The organism is Rhodoplanes sp. SY1 (assembly GCF_046000175.1).
In the GTDB taxonomy this organism is placed as follows: domain Bacteria; phylum Pseudomonadota; class Alphaproteobacteria; order Rhizobiales; family Xanthobacteraceae; genus Rhodoplanes.
In genome coordinates this window covers 13684-29001 of sequence record NZ_JBEOMB010000005.1, presented here as the reverse complement: position 1 = coordinate 29001, position 15318 = coordinate 13684, and the positions used below count along the sequence as shown (strand labels likewise).

At 70.9% G+C, this 15318-nt stretch carries 17 protein-coding genes and 1 pseudogene; 7 read left to right on the top strand and 11 right to left on the bottom strand.

Translation table 11 applies throughout. The annotated features are described in order from the left end of the window. Window positions 1–93 precede the first annotated feature (93 nt). The 3 genes from ABTU92_RS01385 to ABTU92_RS01375 form a co-directional block, all read right to left on the bottom strand. Window positions 94–465, bottom strand: coding sequence for a hypothetical protein (locus ABTU92_RS01385; protein WP_408086923.1), 372 nt, complete (start codon window positions 463–465; stop codon window positions 94–96). 243 nt (window positions 466–708) lie between these two features. After that, a complete protein-coding gene (locus ABTU92_RS01380) occupies window positions 709–960 on the bottom strand; it encodes a hypothetical protein (RefSeq protein ID WP_408086921.1) in 252 nt (83 codons plus the stop codon). A gap of 197 nt (window positions 961–1157) precedes the next feature. Continuing rightward, window positions 1158–1685 (bottom strand): SixA phosphatase family protein, encoded by a 528-nt coding sequence (locus ABTU92_RS01375; RefSeq protein WP_408086919.1) that lies wholly within the window; start codon window positions 1683–1685, stop codon window positions 1158–1160. 220 nt (window positions 1686–1905) lie between these two features. Here ABTU92_RS01375 and ABTU92_RS01370 point away from each other — a divergent pair, with 220 nt between their 5' ends. Beyond that, window positions 1906–3579, top strand: coding sequence for an NAD(P)/FAD-dependent oxidoreductase (locus ABTU92_RS01370; RefSeq protein ID WP_408086917.1), 1674 nt, complete (start codon window positions 1906–1908; stop codon window positions 3577–3579). A 2-nt stretch (window positions 3580–3581) separates the two neighbouring features. Here ABTU92_RS01370 and ABTU92_RS01365 read toward each other — a convergent pair whose 3' ends face one another. Together ABTU92_RS01365 and ABTU92_RS01360 are read right to left on the bottom strand one after the other, a co-directional pair. Next, window positions 3582–3821: a helix-turn-helix domain-containing protein gene (locus ABTU92_RS01365; protein WP_408086915.1), complete on the bottom strand. Its 240-nt coding sequence runs from the start codon at window positions 3819–3821 to the stop codon at window positions 3582–3584. Window positions 3822–3829: 8 nt separating this feature from the next. Beyond that, window positions 3830–4396: a DUF2975 domain-containing protein gene (locus ABTU92_RS01360; protein ID WP_408086913.1), complete on the bottom strand. Its 567-nt coding sequence runs from the start codon at window positions 4394–4396 to the stop codon at window positions 3830–3832. Between the two features lie 77 nt (window positions 4397–4473). On the opposite strand from ABTU92_RS01360, the gene ABTU92_RS01355 reads away from it, so the two are divergent. After that, window positions 4474–5055, top strand: a complete 582-nt coding sequence (locus ABTU92_RS01355) for a hypothetical protein (RefSeq protein WP_408086911.1) — start codon at window positions 4474–4476, stop codon at window positions 5053–5055. A 69-nt stretch (window positions 5056–5124) separates the two neighbouring features. Next, window positions 5125–5787 (top strand): B3/4 domain-containing protein, encoded by a 663-nt coding sequence (locus tag ABTU92_RS01350; protein WP_408086909.1) that lies wholly within the window; start codon window positions 5125–5127, stop codon window positions 5785–5787. 308 nt (window positions 5788–6095) lie between these two features. Here the strand turns inward: ABTU92_RS01350 and ABTU92_RS01345 are convergent, their stop codons facing one another. The 5 genes from ABTU92_RS01345 to flgF form a co-directional block, all read right to left on the bottom strand. After that, window positions 6096–7019, bottom strand: a complete 924-nt coding sequence (locus ABTU92_RS01345; RefSeq protein ID WP_408086907.1) for an NAD-dependent epimerase/dehydratase family protein — start codon at window positions 7017–7019, stop codon at window positions 6096–6098. A gap of 470 nt (window positions 7020–7489) precedes the next feature. Continuing rightward, window positions 7490–8251, bottom strand: a complete 762-nt coding sequence (gene flgH / locus ABTU92_RS01340) for a flagellar basal body L-ring protein FlgH (protein WP_408086905.1) — start codon at window positions 8249–8251, stop codon at window positions 7490–7492. Between the two features lie 6 nt (window positions 8252–8257). Then, on the bottom strand, window positions 8258–9373 hold the full coding sequence (flgA, locus tag ABTU92_RS01335) for a flagellar basal body P-ring formation chaperone FlgA (protein WP_408086903.1): 1116 nt from the start codon (window positions 9371–9373) through the stop codon (window positions 8258–8260). Window positions 9374–9384: 11 nt separating this feature from the next. After that, the gene (gene flgG / locus ABTU92_RS01330; RefSeq protein WP_408086901.1) at window positions 9385–10176 is read right to left on the bottom strand and encodes a flagellar basal-body rod protein FlgG; all 792 of its coding nucleotides are present in this window, start codon (window positions 10174–10176) and stop codon (window positions 9385–9387) included. 20 nt (window positions 10177–10196) lie between these two features. Next, the gene (gene flgF, locus ABTU92_RS01325) at window positions 10197–10967 is read right to left on the bottom strand and encodes a flagellar basal-body rod protein FlgF (RefSeq protein ID WP_408086899.1); all 771 of its coding nucleotides are present in this window, start codon (window positions 10965–10967) and stop codon (window positions 10197–10199) included. Between the two features lie 353 nt (window positions 10968–11320). Between flgF and fliL the strand changes: the two genes are divergently transcribed. From fliL to ABTU92_RS01305, 4 genes are read left to right on the top strand one after another with little or no spacing between them, the layout of a single operon-like run. Further along, window positions 11321–11833: a flagellar basal body-associated protein FliL gene (gene fliL, locus ABTU92_RS01320; protein WP_408086897.1), complete on the top strand. Its 513-nt coding sequence runs from the start codon at window positions 11321–11323 to the stop codon at window positions 11831–11833. Between the two features lie 18 nt (window positions 11834–11851). Further along, window positions 11852–13051, top strand: a complete 1200-nt coding sequence (fliM, locus tag ABTU92_RS01315; protein WP_378477336.1) for a flagellar motor switch protein FliM — start codon at window positions 11852–11854, stop codon at window positions 13049–13051. After that, entirely contained in the window at window positions 13048–13518 is a 471-nt protein-coding gene (locus ABTU92_RS01310) for a DUF6468 domain-containing protein (RefSeq protein ID WP_408086895.1), read from the top strand. The genes fliM and ABTU92_RS01310 overlap by 4 nt, the downstream gene beginning before the upstream one ends. After that, window positions 13515–14336: a MotE family protein gene (locus tag ABTU92_RS01305; protein ID WP_408086893.1), complete on the top strand. Its 822-nt coding sequence runs from the start codon at window positions 13515–13517 to the stop codon at window positions 14334–14336. The genes ABTU92_RS01310 and ABTU92_RS01305 overlap by 4 nt, the downstream gene beginning before the upstream one ends. A 131-nt stretch (window positions 14337–14467) precedes the next feature. Here the strand turns inward: ABTU92_RS01305 and ABTU92_RS01300 are convergent. Continuing rightward, a pseudogene (locus ABTU92_RS01300) lies at window positions 14468–15292 on the bottom strand (LysR family transcriptional regulator); the annotation flags it as partial. Between the last annotated feature and the right edge of the window lie 26 nt (window positions 15293–15318).

Here is a 15318-nt window from a genome sequence, read left to right as displayed (position 1 = left end):
CGCCAGTGCGGGCTGCGCTGGCGCCGGTCGGTATCGGTCGGTGGTATCCGTCGGCATCGGCGGCGGACGACCGCCGGGTGCGCTGGAGGTCGGTCAGCGGCGCTCGGCGGTCCAGCGGCCCGAGCAGGCGCCGGTCGACGAGTTGCCGGCCCAGGTGCCGCCGCCATAGTCGCGGCCGAGCCGGCCGCGGCCGTTGGCGCGCGAGCCGCCGGCCGCGACGCTCACCGTGACGGCGCCGCCCTTGCCGACGCGGCCGCGGAAATCCATCCCCATCTCACCGGCGTAGCGAACGATGCCGTCGGCGATCTGCACGCTGTAGCGATAGGCACGGTCGCAGGTGCCGCGATCCGTGATGATGACGACGCTCCAGGCGCCGTCGTAAGGCGTACGCGCGGACGCCGGCTGGGTCGCGAAGGCGGCGAGAACGACCGCTGCCGCAGCCGACACCGTAGCAAACCGAATCATGGGACCCTCGTGGCTGATAACGAGCTTCGAGACGGGACACCCCGGGCGAAAACGCAGAACCGACGCACGATCCGAGACGGAAACACGACACACACGCGGAAACACGATACGGATGTCTCCACACAACAAATCGGCGGGCGCCTTCGGGCGTCCGCCGTCTCGAGTGCAATGCGAAGCTGTGTAGCAGATTCGACCCGTCGGCGCGACCGGGCGGCCCGGTCCGCCTCCGCCGCCAACGGTCGATCACGACCGGTCGACCACCCACCACGGACGATAGGGCGGATCGTCGTCGGTCGGCTGCGGGAGCCGATCGAGCTCGTCGGTGTCGAACGGCTTCACGACCGGTCGCCGGAGATCACCGCAAGCCAGCGGCTCGCGGCCGTCCTCGAAACGGGCGTGGTCGAAGCGGAGGTGGTTCATCTTCAGCGTCATGGCACAGCAGCCACCGGAACGATTGAGCACCGTGACAACGTCGAACTGCCGCTCCGGTTCCATCGGTGCGTGTCGACCACCCGAATTTCCGCCCATGCCCGGTGCGGCCCGCGGGTGACTGTCCTCGATATGTGTACGCTGAACGTCGCGTGCCGCACCCCGGTTCCGGCGTTCGCGCAGCTTCCCTAAATTTCGAGATGTTTGGCTTAACAATCGGTAAAGTCTGGCCGATCCGACCGTCGCCTGATGCGGCCGGAAGGCTAGACCGTGTCGTCCTCGAGGCTTCTCGGAGTGACGAAGCGATCGAGGCGGCCACCCCGCGGGTGGACGTCCGTCCAGGTGTCGACGGCGAAATCGATCACGATCAGCCCGCCGGTGGGCAGCTTCTCGCGCAGCCTTTCCCGCTCCTCGACGTCGCCCGTCGCGATCAGCGTGGTGGCGAGCTCCTGGAGACCGGGATTGTGACCCACCATCAGCACCGCATGGGCCTCGTCCGGAACAGCCCGGACGGTGGCGAGCAGGCGCTGGGCAGGCGCCTCGTAGACGCGGCGCTCGAAGGTGGCGGCCGGCGGATCGCCGAGCTGCTGGGCGACGCGCGCCCAGGTGTCCCGGGTCCGTTGCGCCGTCGAGCAGACCACCGCGTCGGGGACCAGGTGATGGCGCGCCATGTAGGCGCCGATCAGGTCCGCGGCGGCGAGGCCGCGGGCATTGAGCGGGCGCGCGTGGTCGGAAATCCCGGCCGCGGCAGGGTCGGCTTTGGTATGACGGAGAAGGATGAGTCGGCGCATGGGTTGCAAATTCCATGTGGCGGCGCACAAAGTCCAGAGGGCATCCGTGGGCCATCGTCCCGGACGTCGTCCGGTGGCGGCAGTGCCGGAGACCTCCCGACTGTGGCGGGTGATGGTGAACGGCCGGTATCCGCCGCGCCGTCCGCACAGGTCGCGGCGGGGCGAGAGCGTGGACTGCGGGCGAGTGGACTGCGGGCGGTTGGAATGCGAGCGAGGCAGGATGGACGCGGCGACGGCTGACGATTACGGGCGAAGCTATCACGCGGCGACGGCGGTCGCGGCGCCCGCGCGGCCGGCGCTGGCGATCGACCTCGACGTGGACGTCTGCGTGATCGGCGCCGGGCTCGCCGGGCTCACCACGGCGCTCGAGGTGGCGCGGCTCGGCTGGTCGGTTGTCGTGCTGGAGGCGAAGCGGGTCGCCTGGAGCGCCTCGGGCCGCAACTGCGGCTTCGTGCTGCCGGGCTTCGCCTGCGATCCCCACACCATCGTGGCGCGGGTCGGGCTCGACCGGGCGCGGCAGCTGTGGTCGCTGTCGGAGGCGGGCGTCGCCTATGTCCGCACCATCATCCGCGAGCGCGAGCTGCCGGGCGTGCAGCCGGCGCGCGGCTGGCTCGACGTCTCCAAGACCGACGATCTCGACGACATGGATGACACGCTCGCCCTGCTGATGGGCGAGTTCGGCGCCGCCGTGGAGGGCTGGCCGGTCGAGCAGGTGCGCGAGCATCTGCGCACCGACGCCTATTTCCACGCCATCCATTATCCCAACGCCTTCCACATCCAGCCGCTCAACTACGCGCTCGGCCTCGCCGCCGCCGCCGAGGCGGCGGGCGTGCGCATCTTCGAGGGCACGCCGGCGCGCGAGATCGATCCGGCCGGGGTGCGCAAGCGCGTCGCGACGCCGGGCGGCATGGTGCGGGCCGGGCATGTCGTGCTGGCCGGCAACGTCCACATGGCCGAGGTCATGCCCCAGCTCGCCGCGACCGTGCTGCCGATCACCAGCACGACGGCCGTGACGGCGCCGCTCGGCCCGCGGCTGCGCGAGGCGATCGCCTATCCGGGCGCGGTGAGCGACTCCCGCTTCGCCAACCACCATTACCGGGTGATCGACGGCGATCGCCTGCTGTGGTGTGGCCAGGGCACCTGCTTCCCGCGCGATCCGATGAGGGTGGCGAAGCGCGCCTTCGCACCGGCGATCGCCTCCGTCTATCCGGGGCTCGGGCCGGTCGAGTTCACCCATGCCTGGAACGGCAGCATGGCCTTCGCGATCCATCGCATGCCGCAGATCGGCGAGATCTCGCCCGGCCTGTGGGTCGCCGGTGCCTTCGCCGGGCACGGGCTCAACACCACGGCGATCGCCGGCAACCTGATCGCCCGGGCGATCGTCGAGAACGACGACACGGTGCGCCAGTTCGAGCCGTGGGATCTGGTCTGGGCCGGCGGCACCGCCGGGCGGGTGCTGCAGGAGGCGCGCAGCCGCCTGCGCAACCGGCGCGAGGCGATCGAGGCGCGGCTGGCGCGCAGCCGCGACCGCAAGCGCCAGGCCGGCGCGCTGCCGCGCTATCGCCAGGACGACGACCCGGCCGATCCGCCGCCGCCGGCCGACTGGGCCGAGGTGCGGGCCGTCGCGGCCGCACCCGCGCCGGTCGGGGCGGGCGAGACCGCCGACGACCGCTACGACGCCGAGGGATATGCGGCGGACCGCTACGACACGCGCCCGGTCGCGGCCTATGGGGGGCGCTCCTTCGCCGACCCGTCCTTCGGGCCGGCCGATCCCCCGGAGCCGCCCAACACGCTCGACTGGCGCCGCGCCCGCGCGATCGAGGAGGGCGAGGCGTCAGCCGCGCCCGACCGACCGGCCGCGGGCAGCCGCTCCGGCCGACCACTGAGCCACTGACGTCACATGTCGTCGCCCGGCGCGGCATCGTCCTCGGGGCCGGGCCGATACTCCAAGATGTCGCCGGGCTGGCAGTCGAGCACGGCGCAGATGCGGGCGAGCGTGTCGAAGCGCACGCCCTTCACCTTGCCGGACTTCAAGAGCGAGACGTTCTGCTCGGTGATGCCGATGCGCTCGGCGAGCTCCTTGGAGCGCATCTTCCGCCGCGCCAGCATGACGTCGAGATTGACCACGATCGGCATCGGCGGGCTCACACGAAGGCGGCGTTCTCGTCGGCGAGCTGGACGGCCTCGCGCATGACGGCGGCGACCGCGATCAGCACGCCGCCGACGATCAGGGCGACGTAGTCGTTGATCGAGACGGTGAGCACCAGATAGCGCTGGCCCGGCGGATTGCCGAGCGACAGAGCGAGCGCCAGCGCCGTCGCGGTGAGCGGGCCGAGCGGTCCCTGCAGCAGCACCGACAGACCGAACAGCCGCAGCCGCTGCGCCGCCGTGGCCGTGAACACCAGGCCGGCCGCGAAGTCGCGGAACAGCGCCCGCACCTGCCACAGGCCCCAGATCATCACGCCGAGCGGGACGGCATGGATCATCGCCATCACGACCTGGTCGGATGCCGCCAGCGGCAGCTTGGCGCCGGTGGCGCCGAGCCGGTGCATCAGCAGATTGCGGCTCCACTCCGGGATCACGAAGGCGAGCCCCATCAGCACGAGGATCAGCACGATGCCGAGCGTCGTCACCCACTCCATCCGGCGGGAGAGACGGGCGAGCCGCGCTTGCGCCGAGGCGAGGGCAGGGGCCGGAACCACGCTGGACATGAGCGACCTCGTTGATCGAAAGACGATGATGAATTATCGTAAAACAATAAATCATTGTCGTCAATCGAGGTTTGAAGATGCGTTTCTCGCAATCCTGCCGGGGCTTGACCGCGATCCTCGGAACCGTGGCCCTGATGGCTGCCGCCTGCACGTCGATGCCGGTGACGTCGATGGTGAAGCTCGCCCGCACCGACTTCGCCACCATCGATCCGGCCGTGCTGCGGGTGGCGGTGCGGCTGCCGGCCGGGGTGCGGCCGCGGCCCGGCAGCGTCACCCTGAAGCTCACCGTGACGGTCGGCGCTGCAGCCCCGGTCGTCAGCGCGTTCGTGCTTGCCGACCTCGCCGATCCGGCCGAGCTCGCGTCGCTGCGCGGCGAGGTGACGGAAGGGGCCGCGGTCTGGGCCTTTCGGCTGGAGCCGGCCGACGTCGCCCGGGTGACGGCGCTGCGCAGCGACCTGATGGCCCGCAAGGGACGCGGCGAGCGCGGCTCGCTCTCGCTCGGCGTCGGCGCCGAAGCGTGCCGCACCGCCGCCGCGCCGGAGCGGGTGCTGCTCACCACCTATCTGAAGACGGAAGCCGGCGGCGACTTCTTCCCGCTGGTGCGAGACGTCGATCTGCGCGACGTGCCGGGCGCCGGCGAGTTGCCGTCCTGTGGGTAGGCGCCGCACGCGGGATTTACGTTTCGGCCGAGGCGCTCTAATGGCGGTCGTCCATCTCCGAGGTGCCGCATGACCATCGTGATCGATCCCGCCGTGAAGGCCGCGTGTCCGTCGCTCGTGCTCGGGCTCGTCGAGGCCCGGGTCGTCAACGGCACCGACGATCCGGCGCTCGGGGCGGCGCTCGACGCCTGCGCCGCCGCGGTGACGCGCGACATGGCGATCGAGCACATCGCCAAGCTCGAAGCCGTGCAGGCGCTGCGCCGCGGCTACCGGGCGCTCGGCAAGGATCCGACCCGCTATCGCGGCTCGCAGGAGGCGCTGATGCGCCGGGTGCTGCGCGGGCTCGGGCTCTACCGCATCAACACCGTGGTCGATCTCATGAACCTCGTGTCGATCGAGAGCCGCCAGTCGCTCGGCGTGTACGACCGCGACAAGATCGTCGGCGACGCCATCGTGATGCGGGTGGCGACGGCCGGCGAGGCCTACAAGGGGATCGGCAAGGACGTCCTCAATCTCGAAGGCCTGCCCGTCTATGTCGACGCGCAAGGCCCGTTCGGCAGCCCGACGAGCGACTCGCAGCGCGCCATGGTGACGGTGGAGACGACCCGCATCCTGCTGGTCGTCACCGCCTTCGGGGGCGGCGACGGCCTGCCGGCCGTGCTCGACCGCACGACGGAGCTGCTGCGTGTCCACGCGCAGGCGGACGAGATCGCGACCGCGGTGGTCGGCTGAGCGGCAGCCCGTTCGGCGGCCCCCAAACCGGCCTCTGCAGATCCCCCACTCAACCCGGCCTCGACAGAGTCCGGGTCTCGGTCGAGGAGACGCTCGGTGCCGACGTTCTCCCCGACAGGAGGGCTCATGGCCGCTGCTGCGCCGTTCGGTGCCGGTCCGCCCGGGGGCCACCGGTCGTCGCGCCGGCGGGCGCGGCGCCGGACCGTGTGATCCACCGCACCGAGCACGTTCGGCAGCAAATCTCCCCCGGGCTCCGCCGACGTGCCGCGACGGTGCGCCCACGCGGAATGTCCGGTGTGGAAACGACGCTAGTCGAGGCCGGCCCGGACCGTGGCGCGCAGGCCGCCGCGGGTCTCGACCGGCGGCCGCCAGCCGGTCGCCAGGAGCTTGCCCGGATCGACCACCAGCTCGCCGCCGATGCGGTCCCACAGCACGCTGCGCTCGCTCGACCGCAGCAGGATCTCGAACGGTGCCGGCGTGCCGGCCGGTGTCGGGCGCTGCACCACCTCGCGCAGGATCGTGATCATCTCGGCGAGCGTGATCGGGTCGGGGTCGGCGACCAGATAGGTCTCGCCGAGGGTCGCCGGGGTGTCGAGGCAGAACAGCACGGCGTCGACCAGGTTCTCGATCGCCAGGAACGAGCGCCGGTTGGAGAAGGCGGCCGCCGGCAGCGGCCAGGGCGAGGCGGAGATGCGCATCAACAGCGCCATGCTGCCCTTGACATGCGGGCCGTAGACCAGCGCGGGCCGCAGGATCGTGAACGGGACGCGGGCGCGCCGCACCTCGGTCTCGGCGGCGAGCTTGGCGCGGTCGTGCGCCGTCACCGGACGCGGCGTGTCGGTCTCGTGGAGCGGATGCTCGACCGCGCCGCCCGCCTGCGCGCCGATCGAGGAGACATAGACGAGCCGCTGGATCGGCAGCCGCGAGCAGGCGCGGGCGAGCTCGGCCGTGGCGGCCCGGATGACGCGGTCGTAGACCGTGTCCTCGACGCCGCTGCGATAGGAGATGCCGGCGAGGTGAACGATCTCGTCGACCCCGGCGAGCAACTCCGTCCAGTCGCACGGCAGATCGAGGTCGGGCATCGCCACCGCCTCGACGCGCGCGCCGGTCGGCACGTCGGCCGGGTTGCGGGCGGCGGCGCGGACCAGCCGGCCGGCGCCGGCGAGCCGCGGGACCAGGGCGCGGCCGATGAAGCCGGAGGCGCCCGTGACCAGGACGCGGCGCGTCACCACGGCGGGATCCGCGCGGCGAGGCGGAGCGGACGCCGGCGCTGCGGCGCCACGCACGTGCCCGGCCGAGGGAGTGCACCCGGTCGTATTAGGAACCTCCCGCTCTGGACGTTTTTACGCATGCGGACCCGCTGACGCGACGGAAGCACCACCGGCGGCGCTCGGGCGGAACCCTCGGGATCGACCCCGGATCGGGGGATCGAGCGATTCGTCGGTCCGCCGATCACAGTCAGTTAATCACAACACGCTCAGGGCGGGTAGCGGGAGCGGAAGCCGCCCTCGGGGGTGGTCCGGCCTCACGGTGCCGAACGAGAAAGGGAGCGCGGCTCCCGGCGGGGAGGGGCCGGGAGCCGCGTCGATCGCCGGTCCCGTCGGACCGGCGGGGAGCTCGTCTCGGGAGCCGGCGGGCTGTGCCGCCGGCCGATGCCGCGTTTCGGGCCGCCGAGCCGGCGGACCGTCAGAACGTCAAGACGTCAGAACGGCAGGATGATGTCGAACAGCTGCTGGCCGTAGCGCGGCTGTTGCACGTCGGTGATCTGGCCGCGGCCGCCATAGGCGATGCGGGCCTCGGCGATCTTGGTCGAATCGATGGTGTTGTCGCTCTGGATGTCCTCGGGCCGGACGATGCCGGCGACGATCAGCTCGCGAATCTCGAAGTTGACCCGGATCTCCTGGCGGCCTTCGACCACCAGGTTGCCGTTGGGCAGCACCTGGGTGACCACCGCGGCGACCGTGGTGGACAATTCCTCCTTGCGGTCGATCGTGCCCTTGCCGTCGCTGGAGGCGGTCGAATCGGCGGTCAGGATGCGGCCCGGCAGCGGCGCCTTGGCGGTGTTGAACGTCTTGGTGCCGATGAAGTCGGTGACGCCCGAATCCTCGCCGGCGGAGCGGCTGCGGCTGGTCTCGTTCTCGTACTTGGCCTTGTCGGTGATCTTCACCGTGACGGTCAGCAGGTCACCGATCTGGTGGGCGCGCTGGTCCTTGAAGAAGGCGCGCGAGCCGTTCCGCCACAACGAGTTCGGATTGTAGACGGCCGGCTGCGGCGTCGGCATCGGCATCTGCACGGGCTTGTAGCCGGGCGCCGCGGTCGGGTTCTCGATCGCTCGCAGGGCCGGCGGCTCGCCGATATTGGCGAGCCGGTCGATCGCCGAGCAGCCGCCCGCCAGGGTGGCGCCGAGCAGGGCCGCGATGGTCGCGGCGCGGCGCGGCAGCCGGTTGTCGATGATCCTGGTCATGGCTCCTCACTTGCCGGACGTCGGCGCGGGCCGCTGGGCAGCGGAGGGATCGAGGGCGGCGGCGGTGACCACCCGGGGCGTCGACGAGACCAGCCGGATTTGGCCGGGTCCGGAGACGACGCCCTGGACGGTGCGCTTGGACTGCAGGTTGACGGCCGTGACGGTGTCGCCCTCGGCCCCACCCTCGAGCGCCTTGCCGCGGGTGGTCAGCAGGATGCCGGGCGCCTGGAAGACCAGCGTCACGGTTTCGTCCCGCCGCACGAGATCGGGCTTCATCAGGTCGTGGCGGCGGATCGGCTGGCCGGCCCGCAGGCCCTGGCGCATCGCGAAGCCGACCACCGTCTCGTCGGGCGCGGCGGCGTCGGCCGGCACCTCGGCGCGCGGCCGTTTCTCGACGATGACGTCGGTGCTCCTGATCACGTCGCCGCGCTGCATGCCGCGGGCCGCGACGACGGCGTCGACCAGCTCGACGACGGTGCCGGTGAAGCGCAACGGGATGCGCCGCGCCGCCTGGCTGCCGGGGATCTCGAAGGTGATGTCGAACCTGTTGGTGCGCGGATCGTAGCTCGACCGCGCCACCACGAGCTCGCCCGACGAGGTCGCCTCGACCGCGAAGGGGCGGATGTCGCGTTCCACGGTCAGCGACAGGCTCGCCGCCTCGCCGAGGCCGTACTGGCCGGCGAAGGCCTGCAGGATGCGGCCCTGGATCTCGGCCGGGGTGAAGACCCGGCCGGCGCGCGACACCTCGACTTCGGCGATATCGGCGAGATCGACCCGGAACATCCGGTAGGGCCGCAGCGCCTCCATCACCTGCGAGGACGAGATCGTGCCGGTGGTGCCGATGTCGGGCGCCCGGAACACCGGGACGCCAGCGAGCTCGCCGGCATGGTCGACGAGGTCGCCGATCCGCACCAGCGGATCCTTGACCGTGACGCTGCGCTTGAGCGTCGGCACCGGGCGGATCTGGGCGAGCGCCAGCTCGGACACGGCCTTGGACACGGGGTCGGCGGCGGCCGGGACCGGGCCGAGCGGGGCGACGAGCGCGGCGGCGAGAGCGATCCGCAGGGCGCCGGGAAGGAACGAGCGGGCCAGAGAGGAGGGGGCGTCGAGGCGGCGGGTCATGGTCCGTCTCCTCACGAGCGCATCATGTTGGTGCCGGTCTGCAGCATCGAGTCGGTGGCGCTGACGACCTTGGCGTTCATCTCATAGGCGCGCTGCGCCGCGATCAGGTCGGAGATCTCGCTCACCACCTCGACGTTCGCCTGCTCGAGATACTTCTGCATGATGTCGCCGTAGCCGTCGACGCCGGCCGTCCCGTCGAGTGGCGCGCCGGACGCTGTCGTCTCGGTGAACAGGTTGTCGCCGATCGGCTGCAGGCCGGCCTTGTTGATGAACCGGGTCAGCGTCATGGTGCCGACCACCTGGGCCGTGGTGTTGCCCGGCAGGTAGACCGAGACCTGGCCCTGGGTGTTGATCGTCACCGAGGTCGCGTTGTTCGGCATGGTGATGCCGGGCTGCACCAGATAGCCCTGCGCCGTCACCAGGCGACCCTGCGAGTCCTTCTCGAAGGAGCCGTCGCGCGTGTAGGCGAAGCTGCCGTCGGGGAGCTGGATCTTGAAGAAGCCCTCGCCGCGGACCGCGACGTCGAGGTCGCCGTCGGTGTTCGACAGCGTGCCCTGGGTCATGATGCGGGGGGTGCCGACGGTGCGCACGCCGGAGCCGAGGTCGACGCCGACCGGCAGGATGTTGCCCTGGTCGGAGGTCTGGGTGCCGATCCGGCGCACGTGCTCGTACAGCAGGTCCTGGAACTCCGCACGCTGGCGCTTGTAGCCGGTCGTGCGCATGTTCGCGATGTTGTTCGAGATGACCTGGACGTTGAGCTCCTGGGCGGCCATGCCGGTCGCGGCGGTGTGGAGGGCGCGCATGATCAGATCTCCTCAGGGGCTCAGCTCGGCACTTCGGCGAGACGCTCGATCGCCGACTTGCGAAGGTCGTTGTGCTGCGACAGGAGGTTCGCGACCGACGTGTAGCGGCGCGTCACCTCGATCATCCGGGTCATCTCGACCACGGTGCTCACGTTCGACTTCTCGAGCGAGCCCTGGATCACCTTGACGCTCGCGGGAGCCGCCTGCAGGCCGGCGCCGTCCGGCGCCGAGTAGGTGTTGGTGCCCTCCTTGAGGAGGAGCTGCGGGTTCGCGAAGGTGACGAGGCGGAGCCGGCCGCGCTGCGAATCGTTCAGCTTCTCGGCGCCCTGCATCACGGTGATGCGGCCGTCCGGGGTGATCGAGATGTCGCGGTCGAGCGGTTGGAACGTCACCGGCCCGCGGTCGCCCACCACGACGGAGCCGTCCATGGTGACGAGCTGGCCCTGGTTGTTGATCTGCAGCGATCCGGCGCGGGTGTAGCGTTCGCCGTTCGCCGTCTGCACGACCAGGAAGGCGTCGCCGTCGATGGCGACGTCGAGCGGGTTGCCGGTCTGCACGACCGGGCCCTGGCCGTAGTTGCGCCAGCTGCCGGCGTCCTCGACGAAGCTGACGCCCCGGGACTGCCCGGAGAAGCGGTTTTCCCGCGCGATCGGGGCGAGGTGCTCCTGGAACACCACCCGGTCGGCCTTGAAGCCTGTCGTGTTCACATTGGCGATGTTGTTCGCGATCGAATCGAGCTCGCGACGCAACGCCATCTGCGACGACAGCCCGATCAGAGCTGCGTTCGGCATCGTCTCTCTCCCCTTTGTCCGGGGCGCCGCTCTCCCTGCGTCGCTCCGGCCTCCCGTGCCGACGGCTCTCCCAAACCGTCGCCACGCCGGCTTCGAAGCAGCGCCCGTGCCAGAGCAGAAAACGACGGAGAATCAACGGAATCGATAGTTAAGCGAGCGTTGCGGCCCGGCAACATGCGCCGGCATGCCGACCCGACCCGGCAAAAAGTGCCGTGCCGGAGGGGGCTCGGAAAGTTTCCGTTAACCATTTGGCCACTACTGTGATCGGGCGGCCGGAACCGCGAGAACCCGACCGAAACGGGCCGAGGATCCGGGACGCCGCGAGCGAGCGAGAGGCGATCGGGAACACGGCCATGGCGGGCAAGACTCAGGACGTCGATGCGGCGCCGGAAGACGGCGAGAAGCCGGCCAAGAAGGGGTTGCCGATCAAGCTGATCGCGATCGCGGGCGGCGCCGTGCTGCTGCTCGGCGGCGGCGGCTTCGCGGCCTACAAGATGTTTCTCGGCGGCGGCGGCCACGACGATCATGCGGCCAAGCCCGCCGCGGTCGCGGCCAAGCCGGCCGTCTTCTTCGACGTCCCGGACGTGCTCGTCAACCTGTCGAGCGCCAACAACGAGCGCACCCAGTATCTCAAGGTCAAGGTCGTGCTCGAGCTGCCCGACGACAAGCTCAAGGAGCAGCTCACACCGCTGATGCCGCGCCTCCTGGACATGTTCCAGACCTATCTGCGCGAGCTCCGCCCGACCGATCTCGACGGCTCCGCCGGACTCTATCGGCTCAAGGAGGAGCTGACCCGCCGGGTCAACGCCTCGATCGCGCCGAACCGGGTCAACGCGGTGCTGTTCAAGGAAATCGTCGTCCAGTGACGCGCCGGGATCCGTGCCATGCCGCCTGATCAGACAGTCGACCAGGACGCCCTAGCAGCACAGTGGGGCCTAGCGCTCGAGAACGAGACGCCCGGCGAGGCGAGCCAGAGCCAGGAGGGCCAGGTCGACGAGCAGATGGCGGCCCAATGGGCCGCCATCATCGACGAGACCAACGAGGGCGGCTCCGGCAAGGCGAGCGCCGAGCGCACGCTCGGCCAGGAGGAGATCGACGCGCTCCTCGGCTATAGCTTCGCCGATCTGACGCTCAACGATTCGTCGGGCGTGCGGGCGATCATCGACTCGGCGATGGTCTCCTACGAGCGTCTGCCGATGCTCGAGATCGTCTTCGACCGGCTGGTCCGGTTGATGACGACGAGCCTGCGCAACTTCACCTCCGACAACGTGGAAGTGTCGCTCGACCAGATCACCTCGGTGCGCTTCGGCGACTATCTCAACTCGATCCCGCTGCCGGCGATCCTCGCCGTGTTCAAGGCGGAGGAGTGGGAGAATTTCGGCCTGTTCACGGTGTCGTCGAGCCTGATCTACTCGATGATCGACGTGCTGCTCGGCGGCCGTCGCGGCCAGACGACCATGCGGGTCGAGGGCCGGCCCTACACGACCATCGAGACCGACCTCGTCAAGCGCATGATCGAGGTGGTGCTCGCCGACGCCGAGCTCGCCTTCAAGCCGCTGTCGCCGGTGAAGTTCAACATCGACCGCTTCGAGACCAATCCGCGCTTCGCGGCGATCTCGCGGCCCGCCAACGCCGCCATCCTGGTGCGCCTGCGCATCGACATGGAGGACCGCGGCGGCACGGTCGAGCTCTTGCTGCCCTACGCCACGATCGAGCCGATCCGCGACGTGCTCCTGCAGATGTTCGTCGGCGACAAGCTCGGCCGCGACCCGATCTGGGAAGGCCATCTCGCCACCGAGATCGGCCAGGCCGAGGTCGCCGTCGACGCGGTGCTGTACGAGGCCTATCTGCCGCTGCGCCGCCTGATGGAGCTCGACGTCGGCGACACGCTGCCGCTCGATCTGCGGCCCGAGACGCTGGTCTCGGTCCGCTGCGGCAACGTCATCCTCACCGAGGCACGCATGGGCCGGGTCGGCGACCGGGTCGCGGTGCGGGTCGCCAAACCCCTGAGACGGCCGAAGACGACCTACGCGATGTTCGAGTCGGCCGGAGAATCGTCCAAGCGCTTGGAGGCGTCGTCGTGACACACTGGATCGGATTCGCGGTCGAGGGTCTGGTCTCGGTCCTGCTCCTGCTGACCGTCATCTACTGCACCATGCTCAACAAGCAGCTCCGGCGCCTGAAGGCGGACGAGCACGCCTTGAAGGCGACCATCGCCGAGCTGATCACCGCGACCGAGATCGCCGAGCGCGCGATCGCCGGGCTCAAGGTGACGGTGCGCGATGTCGACCAGAACATCGGCGATCGCCTGCGCACCGCCGAGCGCTTCGCCGCCGACATCAGCCGCCAGATCGAGGCCGGCAATCTGGTGCTCGACCGGCTGACCAAGGTGGTGCTGGCCGGCCGTCCGCTCACCGATCCGGAAGGCGCGGCCGAGGCGGCCGAGCAGGCCGCCGCCGGGTCCGCGGCGGCCGACAGCAAGGCCGTCGCCGCCGCCGCCCAGGCCTTCGCCCAGCGCACCCGCGCCCGCGCCCGGGGGCTCGCCGCATGAGCCTGATCCGCGAATTGCGGCTCATTCCGGTCGTGCTGTTCGCGACCGTCTGCCTGCTCGCCCTGAAGATCCTCGGCTTCGTGATGGACGGCGCCATGCCGACCGGCGGCTTCGAGCCGCCGGTCTCGCCGCGCGGGCCGGTCGGTCGCGAGATCGCCAGCGCCGACCCGACCTCCGCCCCGGTGTCGTGGGCGAAGCAGATGTTCAACTTCCCCGACATCACCGGCTCCGTGCCCGACAAGCCGACCGGCTCGGCCCCCTCCAAGCCGAAGGAAGAGAAGAAGGACGAGAAGCCGAAGCCCGCCGATCCGCCGCCGAACCCGGGCGGCCTCGTCGTGCCGATCACCCAACCGCCGATCCCGCCCGGCGAGCGCGCCCTGCTCGAACGGCTGCAGGAGCGGCGTCAGGAAATCGAGACGCGGGCCCGCGAGCTCGAGGTGCGCGAGAGCCTGCTGCGCTCGGCCGAGAAGCAGCTCGAGCTGCGCATGAACGAGCTGAAGGACATGGAGGAGCGCCTCAAGGTCCAGGCGCAGCAGAAGGACGAGGCGGAAGCCCAGCGCTTCAAGAGTCTCGTCACCATGTACGAAAACATGCGTGCCAAGGACGCCGCCAAGATCTTCGACCGGCTCGAGATGAAGGTGCTGCTCGACGTCGCGACCCAGATCAATCCGCGCCGCATGTCCGACATCATGGCGCTGATGACGCCGGAGGCGGCCGAGAAGCTGACCGTCGAGCTCGCCCACCGGGCGTCCTCCTCGGTGCGCCCGCCGTCGCCGAACGAACTGCCCAAGATCGAAGGCCGCGCCCGCGCCCAGTGACCGCCGCGCCGCCGGTCGTCCCGCTCCGGCGGGGCGCCGGCGGCCGGCGGCGACACGGGTCGGGCCGCTCGGGCCGAAGCGCGCAGGTGCTCCACCAGCGAACGCGCGGGCGGCCCGAGCGCCGCCATCCGGCGGACGCCGACGACGAGGCGCCGCTCGCTCCACGGGTCGGTGAGCCGAACCGCGGCGATCGCCATGCTGCGGCGGCAGCGTGCCGCGGCGATGTCCGGCACCACGGCGACGCCGATGCCGGCCTCCACCATCCGGCACACCGCATCGAATCCTTGCACGGCGATGCGCACCGTCAGTCGCCGGCCGGCGCGCGCCGCGTGCCCGGCGAGGTGGCGCTGCAGGGCGCTGTCGCCGGCCAGCGCCACGAAGGGCTCGGCCGCCGCCGCCGCGAAGGGGATGCGCCGCAGGCCGGCGAGCCGGTGGCCGCGTGGCACCACCAGCACCAGCCGGTCGATCGCGAAGGGAAAGCACGCGAGCCCGCCGAGATCGACGCTGTCGGCGGCGAGCCCGATGTCGGCTCGTCCCGCCATCACGTCCCGCACGATCTCCGGGCTCGGCCGCTCCTCGACGGCGAGCGCGATGGTCGGGTGGGCGGCGAGCCACGGCGCCAGCACGGGCGGCAGGAACTCGGCCAGCGCCACCGTGTTGCTGACCAGCCGCACGCGCCCGACGAGCCCGCGCGCGTGAGTGGCGAGGTCGCCCTGCAGGGCCGCCACCTGGGCGAGCACGAGGTGCGCGTGATCGCGGAGCGCCTCGCCGGCCGCGGTCGGACGCACGCCGCGCCGGCCGCGGTCGAGCAGCCTGGTGCCGAGCGTCTCCTCGAGCGCCCGCACCCGGGCGCTCGCCGAGGCGAGCGCCAGATGGGCGTCGGCGGCGCCGGCCGTGATGCTGCCGCGGTCGACGATGGCGACGAACAGGCGGAGATCGGTGAGATCGAGGGTCATGGGGGGAGCCGCGCGGCGTCGGGGTC

Bases quoted from the DNA above. Each gene is read 5' to 3' on its own strand.
- ABTU92_RS01385 (WP_408086923.1), bottom strand. From the start codon at position 465: ATGATTCGGTTTGCTACGGTGTCGGCTGCGGCAGCGGTCGTTCTCGCC.
- ABTU92_RS01380 (WP_408086921.1), bottom strand. From the start codon at position 960: ATGGAACCGGAGCGGCAGTTCGACGTTGTCACGGTGCTCAATCGTTCC.
- ABTU92_RS01375 (WP_408086919.1), bottom strand. From the start codon at position 1,685: ATGCGCCGACTCATCCTTCTCCGTCATACCAAAGCCGACCCTGCCGCG.
- ABTU92_RS01370 (WP_408086917.1), top strand. From the start codon at position 1,906: ATGGACGCGGCGACGGCTGACGATTACGGGCGAAGCTATCACGCGGCG.
- ABTU92_RS01365 (WP_408086915.1), bottom strand. From the start codon at position 3,821: ATGCCGATCGTGGTCAATCTCGACGTCATGCTGGCGCGGCGGAAGATG.
- ABTU92_RS01360 (WP_408086913.1), bottom strand. From the start codon at position 4,396: ATGTCCAGCGTGGTTCCGGCCCCTGCCCTCGCCTCGGCGCAAGCGCGG.
- ABTU92_RS01355 (WP_408086911.1), top strand. From the start codon at position 4,474: ATGCGTTTCTCGCAATCCTGCCGGGGCTTGACCGCGATCCTCGGAACC.
- ABTU92_RS01350 (WP_408086909.1), top strand. From the start codon at position 5,125: ATGACCATCGTGATCGATCCCGCCGTGAAGGCCGCGTGTCCGTCGCTC.
- flgH (WP_408086905.1), bottom strand. From the start codon at position 8,251: ATGACCAGGATCATCGACAACCGGCTGCCGCGCCGCGCCGCGACCATC.
- flgA (WP_408086903.1), bottom strand. From the start codon at position 9,373: ATGACCCGCCGCCTCGACGCCCCCTCCTCTCTGGCCCGCTCGTTCCTT.
- flgG (WP_408086901.1), bottom strand. From the start codon at position 10,176: ATGCGCGCCCTCCACACCGCCGCGACCGGCATGGCCGCCCAGGAGCTC.
- flgF (WP_408086899.1), bottom strand. From the start codon at position 10,967: ATGCCGAACGCAGCTCTGATCGGGCTGTCGTCGCAGATGGCGTTGCGT.
- fliL (WP_408086897.1), top strand. From the start codon at position 11,321: ATGGCGGGCAAGACTCAGGACGTCGATGCGGCGCCGGAAGACGGCGAG.
- fliM (WP_378477336.1), top strand. From the start codon at position 11,852: ATGCCGCCTGATCAGACAGTCGACCAGGACGCCCTAGCAGCACAGTGG.
- ABTU92_RS01305 (WP_408086893.1), top strand. From the start codon at position 13,515: ATGAGCCTGATCCGCGAATTGCGGCTCATTCCGGTCGTGCTGTTCGCG.